14 protein-coding genes and 2 pseudogenes are annotated in these 16,682 nt (G+C 46.7%); 4 read left to right on the plus strand and 12 right to left on the minus strand.

What is annotated here, in order from left to right; all coding sequences use genetic code 11:
- Window positions 1–4: 4 nt before the first annotated feature.
- The 7 genes and pseudogenes from WKT10_RS08090 to WKT10_RS08115 all read right to left on the minus strand — a co-directional run bounded on the left by WKT10_RS08090 (window position 5) and on the right by WKT10_RS08115 (window position 9,302).
- On the minus strand, window positions 5–952 hold the full coding sequence (locus WKT10_RS08090) for an ABC transporter permease (RefSeq protein WP_066545646.1): 948 nt from the start codon (window positions 950–952) through the stop codon (window positions 5–7).
- Window positions 949–1,977, minus strand: coding sequence for an ABC transporter ATP-binding protein (locus WKT10_RS08095; RefSeq protein ID WP_340276576.1), 1,029 nt, complete (start codon window positions 1,975–1,977; stop codon window positions 949–951). Before WKT10_RS08095 ends, WKT10_RS08090 begins: the two co-directional genes overlap by 4 nt.
- Entirely contained in the window at window positions 1,961–2,974 is a 1,014-nt protein-coding gene (locus WKT10_RS08100; protein WP_337433358.1) for an ABC transporter ATP-binding protein, read from the minus strand. The genes WKT10_RS08095 and WKT10_RS08100 overlap by 17 nt, the downstream gene beginning before the upstream one ends.
- 107 nt (window positions 2,975–3,081) lie before the next feature.
- Window positions 3,082–4,752: an ABC transporter substrate-binding protein gene (locus WKT10_RS08105; RefSeq protein WP_296035494.1), complete on the minus strand. Its 1,671-nt coding sequence runs from the start codon at window positions 4,750–4,752 to the stop codon at window positions 3,082–3,084.
- A gap of 116 nt (window positions 4,753–4,868) precedes the next feature.
- Window positions 4,869–4,979 (minus strand): UvrD-helicase domain-containing protein, encoded by a 111-nt coding sequence (locus WKT10_RS16025; protein ID WP_418493860.1) that lies wholly within the window; start codon window positions 4,977–4,979, stop codon window positions 4,869–4,871.
- Window positions 4,979–6,229, minus strand: a pseudogene (locus WKT10_RS08110) (endonuclease Q family protein); the annotation flags it as partial. The gene WKT10_RS16025 and the pseudogene WKT10_RS08110, both read right to left, overlap by 1 nt.
- Before the next feature lie 22 nt (window positions 6,230–6,251).
- On the minus strand, window positions 6,252–9,302 hold the full coding sequence (locus tag WKT10_RS08115; RefSeq protein ID WP_340276579.1) for a PAS domain-containing hybrid sensor histidine kinase/response regulator: 3,051 nt from the start codon (window positions 9,300–9,302) through the stop codon (window positions 6,252–6,254).
- Between the two features lie 232 nt (window positions 9,303–9,534).
- Here WKT10_RS08115 and WKT10_RS08120 point away from each other — a divergent pair, with 232 nt between their 5' ends.
- From WKT10_RS08120 to pcp, 3 genes are read left to right on the plus strand one after another with little or no spacing between them, the layout of a single operon-like run.
- On the plus strand, window positions 9,535–10,185 hold the full coding sequence (locus WKT10_RS08120; protein WP_340276581.1) for a DUF969 domain-containing protein: 651 nt from the start codon (window positions 9,535–9,537) through the stop codon (window positions 10,183–10,185).
- A 45-nt stretch (window positions 10,186–10,230) separates the two neighbouring features.
- On the plus strand, window positions 10,231–11,160 hold the full coding sequence (locus WKT10_RS08125) for a DUF979 domain-containing protein (protein WP_340276583.1): 930 nt from the start codon (window positions 10,231–10,233) through the stop codon (window positions 11,158–11,160).
- Window positions 11,161–11,207: 47 nt separating this feature from the next.
- On the plus strand, window positions 11,208–11,852 hold the full coding sequence (gene pcp / locus WKT10_RS08130) for a pyroglutamyl-peptidase I (RefSeq protein WP_066545634.1): 645 nt from the start codon (window positions 11,208–11,210) through the stop codon (window positions 11,850–11,852).
- A gap of 128 nt (window positions 11,853–11,980) precedes the next feature.
- Here the strand turns inward: pcp and WKT10_RS08135 are convergent, their stop codons facing one another.
- The 3 genes from WKT10_RS08135 to cysK all read right to left on the minus strand — a co-directional run bounded on the left by WKT10_RS08135 (window position 11,981) and on the right by cysK (window position 15,267).
- Window positions 11,981–13,261: an O-acetylhomoserine aminocarboxypropyltransferase/cysteine synthase family protein gene (locus WKT10_RS08135; RefSeq protein ID WP_340276585.1), complete on the minus strand. Its 1,281-nt coding sequence runs from the start codon at window positions 13,259–13,261 to the stop codon at window positions 11,981–11,983.
- Between the two features lie 154 nt (window positions 13,262–13,415).
- Window positions 13,416–14,312 carry a LysR family transcriptional regulator gene (locus tag WKT10_RS08140; RefSeq protein ID WP_317439104.1) on the minus strand — a complete coding sequence of 299 codons (897 nt, stop codon included), beginning with the start codon at window positions 14,310–14,312 and terminating at the stop codon, window positions 13,416–13,418.
- 16 nt (window positions 14,313–14,328) lie between these two features.
- A complete protein-coding gene (gene cysK / locus WKT10_RS08145) occupies window positions 14,329–15,267 on the minus strand; it encodes a cysteine synthase A (RefSeq protein ID WP_340276587.1) in 939 nt (312 codons plus the stop codon).
- A 152-nt stretch (window positions 15,268–15,419) separates the two neighbouring features.
- Here cysK and WKT10_RS08150 point away from each other — a divergent pair, with 152 nt between their 5' ends.
- On the plus strand, window positions 15,420–15,851 hold the full coding sequence (locus tag WKT10_RS08150) for an RrF2 family transcriptional regulator (protein WP_296035477.1): 432 nt from the start codon (window positions 15,420–15,422) through the stop codon (window positions 15,849–15,851).
- A 28-nt stretch (window positions 15,852–15,879) separates the two neighbouring features.
- On the opposite strand, the pseudogene WKT10_RS16030 reads toward WKT10_RS08150, so the two are convergent.
- Both WKT10_RS16030 and WKT10_RS08155 read right to left on the minus strand, forming a co-directional pair.
- Window positions 15,880–16,023 (minus strand): annotated as a pseudogene (locus WKT10_RS16030) (N-6 DNA methylase); the annotation flags it as partial.
- 171 nt (window positions 16,024–16,194) lie between these two features.
- Window positions 16,195–16,374: a hypothetical protein gene (locus WKT10_RS08155; RefSeq protein WP_340276589.1), complete on the minus strand. Its 180-nt coding sequence runs from the start codon at window positions 16,372–16,374 to the stop codon at window positions 16,195–16,197.
- Between the last annotated feature and the right edge of the window lie 308 nt (window positions 16,375–16,682).

A 16,682-nucleotide genomic window follows, 5' to 3' on the forward strand; every position in this document is an offset into this window, starting at 1 on the left:
TTTGCTAATCGTACTGAATGGAAGGGTCAACCACAGCATAGAGGATATCTGTAACCAGATTCGCTGCCAAAACCACCACAGCGGCTAAGAGGCAGACGCCCATAATCACAGGATAATCTCTGGATAAAATAGCGCTCATGGTCATAAGTCCAAGTCCGGGCCAGGAAAACAGCTGCTCCACGATCACAGCGCCTCCAAACAGAAGGGGAATCTGCATCCCGATCACTGTCACCACCGGCACAAGGCCGTTCCGCAGGGCGTGGCGGCCTATTACCAGCCGTTCCCCTATGCCCTTTGCCCTGGCTGTCCTCAGATAATCCTTTTGAAGGATCTCCAGCATGGAGCTGCGGATATAGCGGATATTTGTTCCCGCCATGGAAAGGGCTAAAACGGTCACAGGCATCACCATGTGGGCTGCCAGATCTCCAATCCCTCCGGAGCCTCCCAGAGTAATCATCCCGCTGGACGGAAGGAGTTTAAGCTTAATATTAAAAATGTAAACCAGAAGAAGGGAGAGAAAAAATCCCGGGATGCTGCTGCTTAAAAAGGACGCTGTTACCACCGCATAATCTCCTTTGGAATACTGGCGCACTGCGCTGTATATTCCCGCAGGGATACTGATAAGAAGGCTCACTGCCAGTGAAACTCCCATCAGTAACAGGGTGGGCCCCAGACGTTCCATGATCATCTGGCTTACGGGCTGGTAGGTCTTGATGGAAACACCCAGATTTCCCTTAAGAACCTGTCCCAGCCATATAAAATACTGAACATAGAAGGGCTTATCAAGCCCCAGAGCCGCTTCCTTTGCAGCTACTGCCTCCTGAGAAATACGAGCGCCCTGAAGCATTTCCAGAGGACTTCCTGCAAAGCACATGATCGCATAATCAATCAGCGTGATCCCGATGAGGGTAGGAATAGCAATGAGAAGCCGTTTTATAATATATTTTTTCATTCGTTTCTTTTTACCTCCAAAACAGCAGGACTACAAGCCGCCAGATGGGTGCTGCCCGGACGGACGGGACGAAGCGGTACCTCTGCGCTGCTGCATTCCGGCCTTTTCCTGAAGCAGCGGTCTTTAAAGGGACAGCCCTTATCCTCTGCCCCTGTGATGGACGGCTCATACGCTGTTCCTTCACTGGTTTCGCCCCAGTTTTCCTCCCTTTTTCTGGGATCCGGGATGGGCACTGCCCCAAGAAGGGTTCTGGTATAGGGATGGACCGGATGCTCAAACAGCTCACTGCTCTCCCCCGTCTCTACCAGTTTCCCCAGATACATCACCGCAATACGCCGGCTTACATAATTTACAGCCCCTAATCCATGTCCGATAAAAATACAGGTCAGGTCTAACTCCTTTTGAAGGCTTTTAAGCAGATTCAGGATCTGGGCCTGAATGGATACGTCCAGAGCGCTTACCGGCTCATCGCAGATCAAAAGCTTCGGCTCCAGTGACAGCGCCTTTGCAATGCCGATTCTCTGCCGCTGCCCGCCTGAAAACTCATAAGGGTAACGGTCCAGAGCGCTGAGAGGAAGCCCAACCAGCTCCATCAGATGCTCTGCCTTCTTATGAACCGTATGCTTATCCGCCAGGCTGTGGTAAAGCATGGGTTCTGAAAGGATCTGAAAGATCTGTTTTCTGGGATTTAAAGAGGAATAGGAATCCTGAAATACCATCTGGATCTCTGTGCGCACTGCGCTATAGCCTCTGCCTCCCTTTGCAGTCAGTTCCTGTCCTTTATACCAGATGCACCCGGAGTCCGGGGCTTCCAGCCCGGCGATCATACGGCCCAGAGTAGATTTTCCGCAGCCGGATTCTCCCACCAGCCCCAGTGTTTCCCCCGGATAAAGCTCCAGAGAAACATCATCTGCCGCCCGGATCCATGAGGTGGGACGGCCGAAAATGGGCCGGTTCTGGGGATAATATTTTTTCAGATGCTCCACCTTAAGCAGGGGCTCTGTATTCTTATAAGGTTCTGCCACTTTGCTCTGCCTCCTTTGCCCGCCAGCACCGCACCCGGTGAAGCTCCTGTGCCTTCTGTGTTTCCTCTGCCTTTATTTCTTCCAGCTCCTGGGGCGCTTCGCAGCCCTGCTTCCGGTAAGGACACCGGTCTCTGAAACGGCAGCCGGTCATCTGCCCGTAATTTTCAGGAACCGTCCCCTCTATGGCCTGAAGCATTTTCTCCGGATTCTGCTCCATGGACGGAACTGCAGCCAGCAGCGCCTTTGTATAGGGATGGGACGGATGGTCAAAAATCTCAAATACCGTCCCTTCTTCTATGATCTGCCCCGCATACATCACCATAACCCGGTCTGCCATCTGAGCCACCAGTCCCATATCGTGGGTAATCAAAAGCAACGACATACGAAGCTCCCTTTTCAGGGAACGCAGCAGATTCATGATCTGGGCCTGGATGGTCACGTCCAGAGCCGTTGTGGGTTCGTCTGCAATAAGCAGAGAAGGCTGGCAGGATAAAGCCATAGCGATCATCACACGCTGACGCATTCCTCCGGAAAGCTGGTGGGGATATTTCTTCATCACAGCCTCTGCTTCCCGGATTCCTGCTCTGCCCAACAGATCAAGGGCCCGTTTCCTGCGCTCCTCTTTTCCCAGCTCTGTGTGGGCCTTTAAGCCCTCTTCCAGCTGTTTTCCAATGGTCAGAACCGGGTTTAAGGAACTTAATGGATCCTGAAAGATCATGGACAGCTCTTTTCCCCTGACCTGATCCAGCTCCTTCCGATCCATTTTCAAAAGATTTCTTCCATTAAAAAGGATTTCTCCCTGTGACACACGGCCGCCCCGGCCCAAAAGCCCCATAACAGCCAGAGATGTAATACTTTTTCCGCAGCCGGACTCCCCTACCAAACAGACCGTCTCTCCCTGATCCACAAAAAAATCAATCCGGTCTGTGCCAATGGTATTTCCGCGTTCCCCTGCAAATGCAACCTGCAGGCCGCGGACTTCCAAAATATGTGACATTCCTAACTCCTTTTTCAGATTTTGTAATGAACCGACATTCCCCGGCAAAAAGCTTTGCCGGGGAACGAGTAACAATGTATGGTCACGTACGGCAGACGGGATCACACTCAGCCTGTGATATCCCATTCTTCCACATGATTAAAGAAGCCGTATACCGAGGGGTTTACTCCGGTCAGGCGTTTATTTTTCGCTGCCATGGTGCGGATCACATACGCGGAAAACATGGGCACATCCTCCTGCATCCGGCGGTCAATGATACCGTACTGCTCTTTTAATTCTTCCTTATCGCTTAATACAGCGATTTTTGAAAGAGCCTCCTCTGCCTCAGCATGGCTGTAACCGGTCCAGCTTCCCTCGCCGCCTAAAAGCCATGCAATATCTACATAAGGATCTACAGGCGGATAGGTGTACTGCACCGCCATAATGTCAAAGTCTCCGCTTCCTGCAGTACTCATAAGCGTATTGATATCCATGGTACGGATCTCCGTCTGGATTCCCACAGCCGCCCACTGGGCTGCGATTACAGAGGCAGCATTTACAAAGGTACTGTCTCCGGAATCAATATAGAAACGCAGGGGAGAAGAAGGCATCCAGTTACTTTCTGCCAGAAGTTCCTTTGCCTTTGCAGGATCGTAAGAAACAGGCTCAATGGACGGATCGTAGTAAGGGCCTGCGGTGGAAAGGAAGCCGTCTACCACTTCTCCATTGCCCTTTAACAGCTGCTCTAAAATCTGATTTCTGTCAATGGCATATAAAAGAGCCTGGCGGAACTTCTGATCCGGCACATTTTTTGTATTGATAAATACAGACTGGTTGGTAATAGCGTCACCGAAGCTTGTCTCCACTGTTTCCAGCGCCTGAAGGCTCTCATAATCCTCCAGCGGAATGGCGCTCATGGTGTTCTGTGTGATATCGATTTCCCCGGACTGAAGTCCCGCATAAAGCTGGCTTCCCTCTACAATACGGATATTCAGCTTCGGAATTTTAGGCGCTCCCTTCCAGTATTTCTCATTCGCCTCATAGGATACATAGTGATCCTTGTCAAAGGCGGTGACACGGTAAGGGCCACTTACTACATCCGGCTTTGCAAACCACTCGTGGGAGGCCAGCTCTGCCTCAGGGATCTCTCCGATCACATGCTTTGGAAGAGGCATCAGATACCGGGCATAGGAATTCTGAAAGGTAACTAAGGACATGGGCTCCTTTGTGGCGAAGCGCACCGTCTTATCATCCACCTTTGTGATTCCCTCAATATGGTCTGCTCCCATTTCCACAAAACCGTCATCACCAACACCTTCAAAGACATAATACATCATGGCTGTGTTGGCAATGGCCGGACTGCACAGGCGCAGAGCTGTGTATACTACGTCATCAGCTGTTACCGGCTGGCCGTCAGACCAGACCGCCTCATCGTCAATGTGTACCAGAAAATGTTTCTCGTCCTCTGCGGTAATGGAGTCTGCCAGCATGGGCTCAAACTCCATATTAGTGTCCAGCTCCATCAGCGGAAGAAACATCAGTCCGGTGGCATATTTATTGATCTCCACGCCGTCCATCAGGAGGGGATTCAGGGTATTTACTGTTCCTGTTACTCCCACATTTACAATCTTTTCCCCTGTGGCCTGAGCAGGCTTTTCTGCAGCTGCCTCCTGTTTGGCAGATTGGCTCTGGCTTTCACTGCTTCCGGTACCTCCTGCACATGCTGCCAAGGACAGCGCCATGGCAGCAGAGAGAACTGCTGCAAGACATTTTCCTGCAATTTTCCTATATTTTTCCATAATGTCCTCCTGGGTGTTACGTTTGCACACTATTCATAGTAACTTAGTATGGTTTTATTTATAGCATCCAGAGGGAAAAATGTCAATACCAGCCCTCTCTGGGTTTCTATATAAAATCAAACAGGTTCATCTGCCGGATCACCGATCACAAACAGTTCCTTTCCATCACGGTTCCATTCACGGATCAGACGGTACTGAATGGGGCTGATATCCTGAAACTCATCTATCCGTCCGGATTTGCAATTTCATCCGGTTCAAAAAGCCGGATGATACCATATTCTCCGTCAAAGCCCGGAAGACGTTTTACCCGGCCTTCCCGCAGACGGCGGATCCCCTCAGAAATCAGATGACCAGAATGGCTTCTGATTTCTTCAATCGGAATCGTTCTTAAAATATCAAATTCCGTTCCCAGCTCATCCACCATTTTACAGTATTCTTCCTGAACCTTCTTTGACGCTGCAGACCGTCCGGTAGACGCAGCAATGACCTCCAAAAGAGGAACCAAGCTTTCAAACGTTTTTCTTCCCTCTGGTATAAAGCCTTCGGGCCGGTCTGCCAGCTGATCGATCCGATGAGAAACGCCCATAGTAAGCTTCTTTTTACATACCGGGCAGATCCCGCCATACCGTTTCGCCTCCGCCGGACTCAGACAGATGTGGCATTTCCGGTGTCCGTCGAAATGGTATTTCCCCTCCTCCGGGAAAAACTCAATCGTGCCTTCCAATCCCTCTCCTGTTTCAATGGCATTTTTCAGCCCCGCATAGGACATTTCACAGTTCAAAAGATTTGCCTCTCTTCCCAGCTTGGCAGGGGAATGGGCATCTGAATTGGAAATGAGCTGGAACCGGTCCAGGGCAGAAAGCCGCCAGTTCATCGGCGGATCGGAGGAAAGCCCTGTTTCCACTGCATGGATATAGGGCGTCAGCTCCCCAAAACAGTCCTCCACCCGGTCAAAACCAGAGCATGCACCAAACATGGAAAAATGAGGCGTCCAGATATGGGCTGGTATCAGCATTCCCCCTGGACAGATCTCCAGCATGACTTCCAGAAGATCATGGCAGGAAAGTCCAAGAATGGGACGGCCGTCTGAATGTATATTTCCAATCATTTCCAGTTTCGCCGACAGCCTCTGGGCATCCTCCAAATCAGGCAGAAGAATCAGACTGTGAACCTTTCGCACCTTTCCGTCCTGTTTGTAAATGGAGCTGATCTCTCCGGAAACAACAAAACGTGGCGTAGCTGTCTCTGACCGCCGTCCATTCTCTGACCTGTATTCGTCCTTCAAGCGGTACAGTCCGTCCTCTGCCCTGACCAGCTTCTCATACAGCTCTTCACGCCAGGCCGGATGGGTAAAATCCCCAGTTCCTAAAAGATGTATTCCCTTTTTTCCCGCCTCCAGATCCAACTGCTCCGGTGTCAGCTCACGGCTGGTGGCTCTGGAATATCTGGAATGAATGTGAAGGTCTGCAATGTACATATCTCTTTCTCCCTGTCACTGTTTAATCATCTAACAACGCCATTAAGGTATTGTACAGTATTTTCATATCTACGGGTTTAGCCACATGGCCATTCATTCCGGCACTTATGGATTTCTGCACATCTTCTGCAAATGCATTTGCAGTCATAGCCAATATCACCATTGTCTTCGCCTCCGGATGGGACGAACTGCGGATTTTGCGCGTTGCCTCATAGCCATTCATAACAGGCATCTGTATATCCATTAAAATCGCATCGTATGTTCCCGGAACACTGCTTTCAAACTCCTCTACTGCCTGCAGCCCATTCTCCCTCAAAACACAGGTTGCTCCCCACATCTGAAGAAGTTCTGCCAGAATTTCTGAATTGATCGCATTGTCTTCTACCAGAAGAAAATGTCTTCCTTCCAGCGATTCCTCCGGTATGCATTCATCCGCATTTGGGGAACGCTTCTGCTTTCCGTCTGCCACAGCAAATTCCAGTTCAATCTCAAACATCGTTCCCTGATGAAGCTGGCTTTCTACCCGGATTTTACCCCCCATAAGATCTACAAGCCCCTTTGTAATACTCAGTCCCAGACCGGTTCCCTCTACCCTGTTCACCCGTTCACTGCGGCAGAAGGGCTCAAATAAATGGCTGATAAACTCCTGTGTCATACCGATTCCCGTGTCGCTGATGATAAAACGATACCTTACTCTTCCGCTTTCAGATGACGGTATTTCCTCCGTCCTGAACCGAACGTTTCCGCCTTCCATGGTGAATTTAAATGCATTGCTGAGTATGTTGATTAAAATCTGTTTTATCCGTAAGGCATCCCCCTGAAAATACAGATGCTGTATCTCTCCCCGCTCAACCATAAATTTCAGTCCCGCGTCCTTTGATGGGGAAGCCATAATAGAGGAAATCTGATTCAGAAGTTCATCAATATGAATAACCTGCACATTCATATGTAATTTGGACTGCTCAATCTGGCTCATATCCAGAATATCGTTAATCAAACTCAGCAGATGCTGAGAAGATACAGAAATCTTTTTCAGGTAATCCTCCACCTTCCGTGAATTCGAAAGATTGGCCTGCGCAAGGGTTGTCATTCCCACAATAGCATTCATAGGGGTACGGATATCATGGCTCATGTAAGACAGAAAATCACTCTTAACCCTGCTTGCCTTTTCTGCCTCTGATAATGCCTTTTCCAGATCATACTTCACTTTTCTTTCCGCGGCAAGCATATCGGTTACGTCTGTCCGCACCAGGCAGATTCTGCCAAGACTCAAATCAATGGCGGAAATAATCATATTTTTAGTCTGGATTTCATTGCTTCCATTATTTACAGAATACCGGAACGAATAGAATTCTCCGTCCTTCAGCCGGCTGACCATCTTCCCCGGATCCAGCATATCCCTTACATATGCTTTCTCCGAGTCCACCACAAGCTCCTCAACCACACGTCTCACCCGTTCCATCAGGCTTCCCTGAGCTTCTGTTATATTATGGTCCCCACCGCTTACGACTTTATACTGATCATTTATCAAATCCACGTCTGCAACCAGGTCATAATTTAAAGATGACAGCATTCGGATGATCCTGTCCTGTATTGTCTTTTCCGTAATATCTGTAACCGTTAAAATACCCGTTATATCTCCCGTATCCGGGGTTTCCACAAGATTCACCTTAAACTGTACATATCTTCCCTGCGGATAATTCGGAAGCTTCACAAAACATGGCATCAGAACTTCCTTTATCCCATTTTCAAAAGCCCTGATAGACGGTTCATTTAAATATTTTTCATAAAACAGGCTCCGCTCCGCTTCTGACGCTACCAGAATTCCAATTCCTGTAAAAAAATCCTCCCGTTTATCACCAAACCGTTCAAGAAGTCCGGAATTGGTACGGTCTTCAATCTCAATAATCTTATTTTTTGTGATATTACAATGCCCTAAAATCAGTGTGTTGGGATCTGTTATCAAATAATGCTGGAAAATCTGCTCCCTGTACTGAAGCCTTAATCTCTCCTGCATTTTTCTCTCTTCTGTAATGTCATGATAATCCGCATAAACCATGGCGTCCCCAGCTTCACACTGAATAACGGAAAATTTTGTATTGACCCAGATATAACCGCCGCTCCCCTTCTTCAGCCGGTATTGAAGGGCTTCTCTGTCGCAGTTTTCACGAATACAGCGGTCTAATGTCTGTTTTACATATTCCTGATCATCCGGATGGACACCTGAAAGCGCGTTTGTCTTATACATATCCCAGGCTTCTTCCATAGACATATCAACCATCTCGGCAAATCCATCGGACAAATACTCCGGAGTCAATCTCCCATTCAGTCCATGGTGAACAACAGCAACTCCGCCCGGAAGGTACTTCAAAACTGTCTCGAAATATTTTTCCAGACGCTCCTTTTCTCTTTTCACCGTTGCTTCTTCGGTAATATCCCTCACATATTTTATATATGCAGGCGTCCCGTTCCACTCTGTTTCTTTAAAATGTGTAGCATAGCAGCGCCCTCCCTCTTCATAGCTCGTCTCACAGGGCATTTCCTCTGACCCGCCCATCTTCATCATACAATGGAAACAGGGCTCTTTTTTATTATAAATATGCTCATAACATTTAGGTGTATTCTGCCCTTCCTCATTCCAGAATGCACGTTTAAAACCATTTACATAAAGAAGATCATAATTTTCTTTATCAATCACATAAATATTGTCTGCATTTTCACTGGCTATGCTCTGGAACAGCTGGGTTTCCTGGGACATTCCCCCAAAAAGGAGACAGTATGTTGTTCCATCCTCCCATCCCTCTATTTTATACCACTTTAAACAGCTTGTTTTCTCTTTGACCGGAGAGTAAACTTTGATTCCTATATGCCTGGACTTTGCGGACATAATTGCATGCTCCACTTCCATTCTGTCCTCGTCACACAAAAGCCCCAGGGCATCTTTACTGAAATGCAGATCAAAATACGGCATATCATACCCTAAGAGCTGCACTACTTTTTCCGGACAATATTGAAAACAAAACGTTTTACATTCTTCATCATAAACGGCGACTGCGCCGCAAAATGCATTCAAAATTCTTTCTCCTATGCAATCCATTCTGTTGTTCCCTTCCTTGAAATCAACTTTTGTACTGTGTTTCTCTCTGTTTTAATAATACCATATTTTTTTATTATGTGTGTAGTCTGATCCGCTGAAGAATACAGAATATTTTCCTGTTGTTCCTCTCCGACAATTTTATCGACACATCCGGATGTCAAAAATAAAAAGCGCTTTTACAGCGCATTTATTAAGGAGGGAGATTTGTATGGAAATTGTGAAACTGATCGGCGTCCTCATCGTAATTGCAGGATTTATACTTAAGCTGGACACTCTAGCCATGGTGGTAACAGCAGGTCTTGCTACCGGTCTGGTGGCAGGCATGAGTCCGCTGGAGATTCTGGATACTCTTGGAACCGCCTTTATCACTAACCGGACAGCTACTCTTTTTATCCTGACCCTGCCCGTTATCGGACTGTGCGAGTGCAATGGCTTAAAGGATAAGGCTGTCGATTTTATCAAATCGTTGAAAAATGTTACAACCGGCCGTCTGATTGCGATCTGGCAGGCTATTCGTACGGTTGCATCGGCATTTTCTCTTCGCATCGGAGGCCATGTCCAGTTTATCCGTCCTCTGATCAATCCTATGGCTCAGGCAGCCGCTGTTGTCCAGTATGACAAACTGGACGAAAAGACTGAAGATCAAATTAAGGGTATGTGCTCAGGAAGCGAAAATTACGGTAACTTTTTTGCTCAGAACTGCTTTATGGGTTCTTCCGGCACACTTCTGATTGTGTCCACCCTAAGTGAACAGGGCTATCCCGTAGACGCCCTTCAGATTGCCGGACAGTCAATCCCCATCGCCGTACTTTCTCTGGTGGCAGGCGTGGTCTATGCCCTGCTTTTGACCGGATTTTGAAACGCAGATTCGGAGATAAACGCAGAAAAAAGGAGGCAAACTAATATGACCTGGACTCTCAGTACTGCAGTTGCTGAATTCTTTTACTGTATTATAGGCCTTATTTTTATTGGCACAGGCTTTAAGGCTTTAAAGGATCCGACCTGTGAAAAACGGATTACAACCGCGGCCTTCTGGTTTATTCTGGCCGCTACATTTATTGCGGGTCCCTATTTCCCCAGATGGATCACCGGACTATGTGTCGTCCTTATGGCGATCCTCACTGCATTTAAAAGGGTTGCCCCCAGCAGCAGCGACGTTCCCGCGGCAGCCAAAACACGTGCAGCGGCAGACCGGTTAGGATATTCTGTATTTATTCCGCCTCTTCTTCTGGCCTTCAGCGCCGTACTGGTCGCTACCTTTTTTAAATCTTTGGGAGCCAATAACGCCATCGGCGTATCAGGAGTAATTGCACTTATTGCGGCTTTCCTGCTCTTTCGCCCAAAACCTGTATATGCGGCAAAGGACTGTACTCGTCTTACAGACAATGTCGGCGTCACCGGTATTCTCCCGCAGGTTCTGGCCGCTCTTGGAGCCGTGTTTACCGCTGCGGGAGTCGGCGATGTAATTGCCGCAGGCGTAAGCGCTGTGATTCCTTCCGGAAATCTGTTTGCAGCTACCGCAGTCTATTGTATTGCCATGGCGGTTTTTACCATGATCATGGGAAATGGTTTTGCTGCCTTTTCAGTAATTACCGTCGGGATCGGTATACCTTTCCTGATCGCACAGGGAGCCGATCCGGCGGTTGTAGGCGCCCTTGGACTGACAGCTGGCTACTGCGGTACTCTGATGACGCCCATGGCTGCTAATTTTAACATTCTCCCAGCGGCAGTACTGGAAACGAAAAACAAATACACCGTAATCTTATCCCAGCTCCCCATGGCTCTTTTCATGCTGGCCATCCATATTGTACTGATGTATTTTCTGGCATTCTGATACATTTGAAGCTGTTTTCACACCATCTGCGGAAAGGATATTTTATTATGAAGCTTTTACTTACAGCATTTGATCCCTTTGGAGGCGAACCGGTTAACCCGGCTCTGGAAGCCGTAAAAAAAGTACAGAACCAGATCGGCTCTGTTTCTATCGTTAAGCTGGAGGTTCCCACTGTATTCGGAACATCCATTCAAACAGTGGCAAAGGCCATAGAACAGGAAATGCCAGACGCCGTCCTGTGTATCGGACAGGCCGGCGGACGCTATGGACTGACGCCCGAACGGGTGGCGATCAATCTGGATGACGCCCGTATTAAAGATAATGAAGGTAATCAGCCCATCGATCTCCCCATCTTTAAGGACGGAGCTCCGGCTTACTTCTCTACCCTGCCCATCAAAGCTATGGTGCAGTCTATCCGTCAGGCAGGACTTCCCGCCAGCGTATCGAATACTGCCGGAACCTTTGTATGCAATCATCTGATGTATGGCGTCCTTTATACTCTGGAACGGAAATACCCCGGAGTAAGAGGCGGTTTTATGCACGTTCCCTTTATCCACAGCCAGACCGTCAACCGTCCGGCTCCCGCCCCTTCCATGAGCATCGAAGATATTGCTGCCGGGATCGAAGCCGCAATCAGAGCTATCGGCGAACATGAATCTGATATAAAGGCTGCCGAGGGCGCTACACACTGATCTTATTTTATAAAAATCAAACTGGCTGCTTACGAAAGATTTCACGGATCGTTGATGACATCAAAAAGGGAATTTCCTGTTTTAATAAGGAAATTCCCTGGGTAATTGAGCCAGCTGCCTTCATTCCTTTATATCGCGGCAAATCCCTTTTCAAGATCAGCGATAATATCGTCAATATGTTCTGTTCCAATCGAGAGTCTGATCGTACTCTGTTTGATGCCCTGATCTGCAAGTTCTTCATCTGTAAGCTGACTATGGGTTGTGCTGGCCGGATGAATGACAAGGCTTTTCACATCCGCTACATTTGCAAGGAGTGAGAAAATCTCAAGGTTATCAATAAACTTCCATGCCTCTTCTTTTCCACCCCTGATCTCAAACGTAAAGATGCTCGCTCCGCCATTGGGGAAATACTTTTCATAGAGCTCATGATCCGGATGTTCCTCCAGAGACGGATGATTCACCCGGGCAACCTTTGGATGGTTCCTTAGGAACTCTACAACCTTTCTGGTGTTCTCTGCATGTCTGTCCAGACGAAGGGATAAAGTCTCTGTCCCCTGAAGCAAAAGAAATGCGTTAAAGGGTGAAATGGCTGCCCCCGTATCACGGAGAAGAATGGCCCGGATGTAAGTTACAAATGCTGCGGGGCCTGCCGCATCATAGAAGCTTACTCCATGGTAGCTTGGATTTGGATCAGCGATATTGCCGTACTTTCCGCTTGTCTTCCAGTCGAATCTTCCGGACTCAACAATAATTCCACCAAGTGTAGTTCCGTGTCCGCCAATAAACTTAGTTGCCGAATGAACGACGATATCGGCGCCATGCTCAAAGGGCCTGAAGAGATAAGGTGTGCCAAATGTATTATCTATTACGACAGGAATTCCTGCTGCATGTGCAAGTTCTGCAATGGCGTCAATATCCGGAATATCTGCATTCGGATTTCCTAAAGTTTCAAGATAGACAGCCCTGGTATCATCCTGGATCGCTGCCTTTACTTCCTCAAGATTATGGGCATCCACAAAAGTTGTGGTAATTCCATACTGGGTAAGGGTATGGGCAAGCAGATTATAGCTCCCCCCATAAATCGTCTTCTGTGCGACAATATGCCCACCGTTTGCCGCCAGAGCCTCAATGGTATAAGTAATAGCCGCCGCTCCACTTGCTAATGCCAGGGCAGCGGAGCCGCCCTCAAGCGCCGCTATTCTCTTCTCAAACACATCCTGTGTGGAATTCGTAAGTCTTCCATAGATGTTACCGGCATCTGCAAGGCCAAATCGGTCTGCCGCATGCTGAGAGTTTCGGAAAACATAAGATGTTGTCTGATAAATCGGTACCGCTCTTGAATCAGTTGCCGGATCTGGATGTTCCTGTCCTACGTGTAACTGCAGCGTCTCAAATCTGTATTTGCTCATATCATTCTCCTCCGATTCGCCTCTGTTTCCTATATGTTAACTAGGTTTTATGGGCCTATTATAACCGGCTTCTCATTTCCTGTAAAATACATAGAAGTTAGAACTGGCTATAAGTTTCCATTATAACAATGAATAACCCGCTGAAATACCGAACTCATTTATAGGATTTAAGAATATCAATATACTTTCTGCCCAGAAGGCTGAGGGGTATATTTTTCCGCTTGATATAACCGATTGTCATGGTATCTGTTGTATCAAGAGGAACCGACACGTAGAAATCCCCATTCAGATCCTGACATATGATCCCGCTGCACAGAGTATAACCATTTAATCCTGTCATAAGATTCAGCATCGTCGCTCTGTCATCTGCTTTGATGATCTGTTTGTATGCATGGGTACTGAATACCTCTTCTGCAAAGTAAAAGGAATTCCTTTCCCCCTGCTCAAAAGACAGGCATGGATACTCGGACAGCTCGTCCATTGTAATCTTCGTCTTCTCTGCGAGGGGGTGGTTCTTACTAAGGTAAACAGATATGCCACAGTCATATAAAGGCATGAATTCCAGATCATTATCCTCCAGTATTCTGGTCATTGCTTTTTCATTAAAGGAATTTAAGTAGAGCACACCAAGTTCACTTCTATAATCCTTTACATTATCAATCACTTCGTGGGTCTTTGTTTCATGAACCGCCAGTTCATACTCCCCAATAGAGAATTTTTTTGCCAGTTTAATAAATGCCTCCACTGCAAAAGAATAATGCTGCATGGACACACTAAACTTCTTTTTTGCTATTGTTTTATTCACAAACCGCTCTTCCACCAGATTTCCAAGCTCAACCATCTGCCTTGCGTAGCTTAAAAATTCCTGGCCTTCTGTTGTGATCACGATTCCCTTATTGGTTCTGATAAACAGTTCCGTTTGAAGCTCCTCTTCTAAATCCTTAATTGCACCTGACAATGCAGGCTGTGATACAAATAAAGCGGCCGCCGCTTTATTCATGGACTTTGTTTCCGCAATTGCCACTACATATTGTAACTGTGTTAATGTCATTGTATCACCTGCAGTTTTAATTTGTGCTGAACAAGGCTGTTGACAAATACCGGTCTCCAGAGTCGGGAAGCAATGCAACAATCACTTTACCTACATTCTCTGGTCTGCCCGCAAGGATAACTGCAGCCTTTAATGCTGCTCCGGAAGAAATGCCGACCAGGATGCCTTCTGATGTTGCAAAAGCTCTCCCTTCTTTAAATGCGTCTTCATTCTCAATCGTAATGACCTCATCATAAATCTCTGTATTAAGTGTCTGGGGCACAAATCCGGCTCCGATTCCCTGAATCTTATGGGCTCCCGGGGTTCCCTTGGAAAGAACCGGACTTCCTGCCGGTTCCACTGCTACAATCTGGATATCCGAATTCTGTTCCTTTAAGTATTCTCCCACACCAGTAATGGTTCCTCCTGTTCCGACGCCGGCAACGAAGATATCCACCTTTCCATCTGTCTGTTTCCAGATCTCCGGCCCTGTCGTCTCTTTATGTATCTTTGGATTTGCGGGATTAATGAACTGCCCCAGAATAACCGAGCCCTCAATTTCCCTGTTTAATTCCTCTGCTTTCGCAATGGCTCCCTTCATCCCCTTGGAACCTTCCGTCAGTACCAGCTCGGCTCCATAAGCCTTCAGGAGATTCCGGCGCTCAATGCTCATGGTATCTGGCAGTGTAAGAATAGCCCTATATCCTTTTGCCGCAGCCACAGCCGCAAGCCCGATTCCAGTATTCCCGCTGGTCGGTTCAATAATCGTCGCTCCAGGCTTTAAAATGCCGCGTTTCTCTGCATCTTCGATCATAGCAAGCGCAATTCTGTCTTTGACAGATCCTGCCGGGTTCAAATACTCCAGCTTTGCCAAAATAACCGCCTTATTTACCCCTGCTTTTTTACTGTATCTTCCCGCCTCCAGAAGCGGTGTTCCTCCAATTAATTCTAATGAGCTTTTCCTGATATCTGCCATGATTTTTTCCTCCATTCTTTTATTACCTATTATTTATATAGGTTATATATGTTTATGTAAGTATAGTGCCACAAATTCCATTTGTCAATCTATTTTTAAGCGTTGAAAGCCTATCTTTTCTGTAGTATAATAGGCAGCGAGGAGGTGATCCTATGAAAATATCAACCAGAGGACGCTATGCCCTGCGCATGATGATAGATCTGGCGCAGCATTATGATCAGGGATTTATCGCATTAAAAGACATTTCAAAAAGACAGGATATTTCAAAGAAATATCTGGAGCAGATTATCCCGTTCCTGAACAGAGGTAATTTACTTAGCGCAACAAAGGGACATATGGGCGGTTACAGGCTGGCAAAAGCGCCTTCCGAAATCACAGTCCGTGAAATCTTAGAAAGCGCTGAGGGAAGTCTTGTTCCTGTAAGCTGTATGGACAACACCCCAAACCTGTGTAAAAAATGTGAAGACTGTATTACTTTACCAATTTATGAAGGCCTGTACGATGTTGTCACAAAATATTTCGACAGTATTACCTTAGAAGATATTATCAACCGTCAGGTTTCTGAATTCATCTATACCATTTAAAAATATCCATGCACTCCTTATTGAATGTTTAACAGTTCTTTCTGACTGATGGTGTATAAATCACTTTTTTTGTCAGAGCAAGAATGTAAGTTTTTTTGTTAGTTGTGAAGAAAGTGTTTAACGGAAGAGAGATGACAGCATCAATTTCACACTGCTCCAATATAAAGTCACGGAGCTTTTTGTTGGTTAGTCAGAGCAATCACTTTGCAATTTGACATAGATGCGTCCTCCTTTCGCATAGATTTAGCCACTTTGTCAAGGTGGCTATGTAAACAGTACCAGAGAACGCAAAAAAGCCGCTTACTCTTAAAATCAATAAGAATAAGCGGCTTTGTAAAATGCCTTAGACATATTCAATTTTCATTCTCTTGGTCGGTGCATTTATGACCTTAAAAATAAGCTCGTCAATACAATCCGTATATCTGCCTTGCTGTATGAGTTGGTTCTTTAACTCCACAAGGCTATGTAATAGGAGTATTCTTTCGTGGCTATCCAAATACAGATGATTAAGTTTCTCTCTCATAAGCACACCTCCACTTCTTTAGCTTCATTATATTTGAAAGCAGGGGAAAAGACAAATCTGCAAAAAGGGACAAAAAAATAAGCGTACCACTATTTCTAATAATACGCTTATCGTATTTAATTGCTAATCAAGGTCTATGAATATACCCTTACAGTGGTATCTCTCCACTGATTTTTCCTTACATACTGTCCGTTAGCCTTTCGATAGGCTACTGCCTGCTCGAAACTAAGCGGCAATTCAAAGGAAAGAGAACTCCTACCTATTTGCGATAGCTGCCTGTGCTGCTGTTAAGTTAATAGCACTTTTCC

The sequence above is a fragment of the Enterocloster sp. HCN-30185 genome, from assembly GCF_037890305.1.
Classification (GTDB): domain Bacteria; phylum Bacillota; class Clostridia; order Lachnospirales; family Lachnospiraceae; genus Enterocloster.

Bases quoted from the DNA above. Each gene is read 5' to 3' on its own strand.
- cysK (WP_340276587.1), bottom strand. From the start codon at position 15,267: ATGGCAGATATCAGGAAAAGCTCATTAGAATTAATTGGAGGAACACCG.
- WKT10_RS08100 (WP_337433358.1), bottom strand. From the start codon at position 2,974: ATGTCACATATTTTGGAAGTCCGCGGCCTGCAGGTTGCATTTGCAGGG.
- WKT10_RS08140 (WP_317439104.1), bottom strand. From the start codon at position 14,312: ATGACATTAACACAGTTACAATATGTAGTGGCAATTGCGGAAACAAAG.
- WKT10_RS08090 (WP_066545646.1), bottom strand. From the start codon at position 952: ATGAAAAAATATATTATAAAACGGCTTCTCATTGCTATTCCTACCCTC.
- WKT10_RS08125 (WP_340276583.1), top strand. From the start codon at position 10,231: ATGACCTGGACTCTCAGTACTGCAGTTGCTGAATTCTTTTACTGTATT.
- WKT10_RS08105 (WP_296035494.1), bottom strand. From the start codon at position 4,752: ATGGAAAAATATAGGAAAATTGCAGGAAAATGTCTTGCAGCAGTTCTC.
- WKT10_RS08120 (WP_340276581.1), top strand. From the start codon at position 9,535: ATGGAAATTGTGAAACTGATCGGCGTCCTCATCGTAATTGCAGGATTT.
- WKT10_RS08150 (WP_296035477.1), top strand. From the start codon at position 15,420: ATGAAAATATCAACCAGAGGACGCTATGCCCTGCGCATGATGATAGAT.
- WKT10_RS08135 (WP_340276585.1), bottom strand. From the start codon at position 13,261: ATGAGCAAATACAGATTTGAGACGCTGCAGTTACACGTAGGACAGGAA.
- pcp (WP_066545634.1), top strand. From the start codon at position 11,208: ATGAAGCTTTTACTTACAGCATTTGATCCCTTTGGAGGCGAACCGGTT.
- WKT10_RS08155 (WP_340276589.1), bottom strand. From the start codon at position 16,374: ATGAGAGAGAAACTTAATCATCTGTATTTGGATAGCCACGAAAGAATA.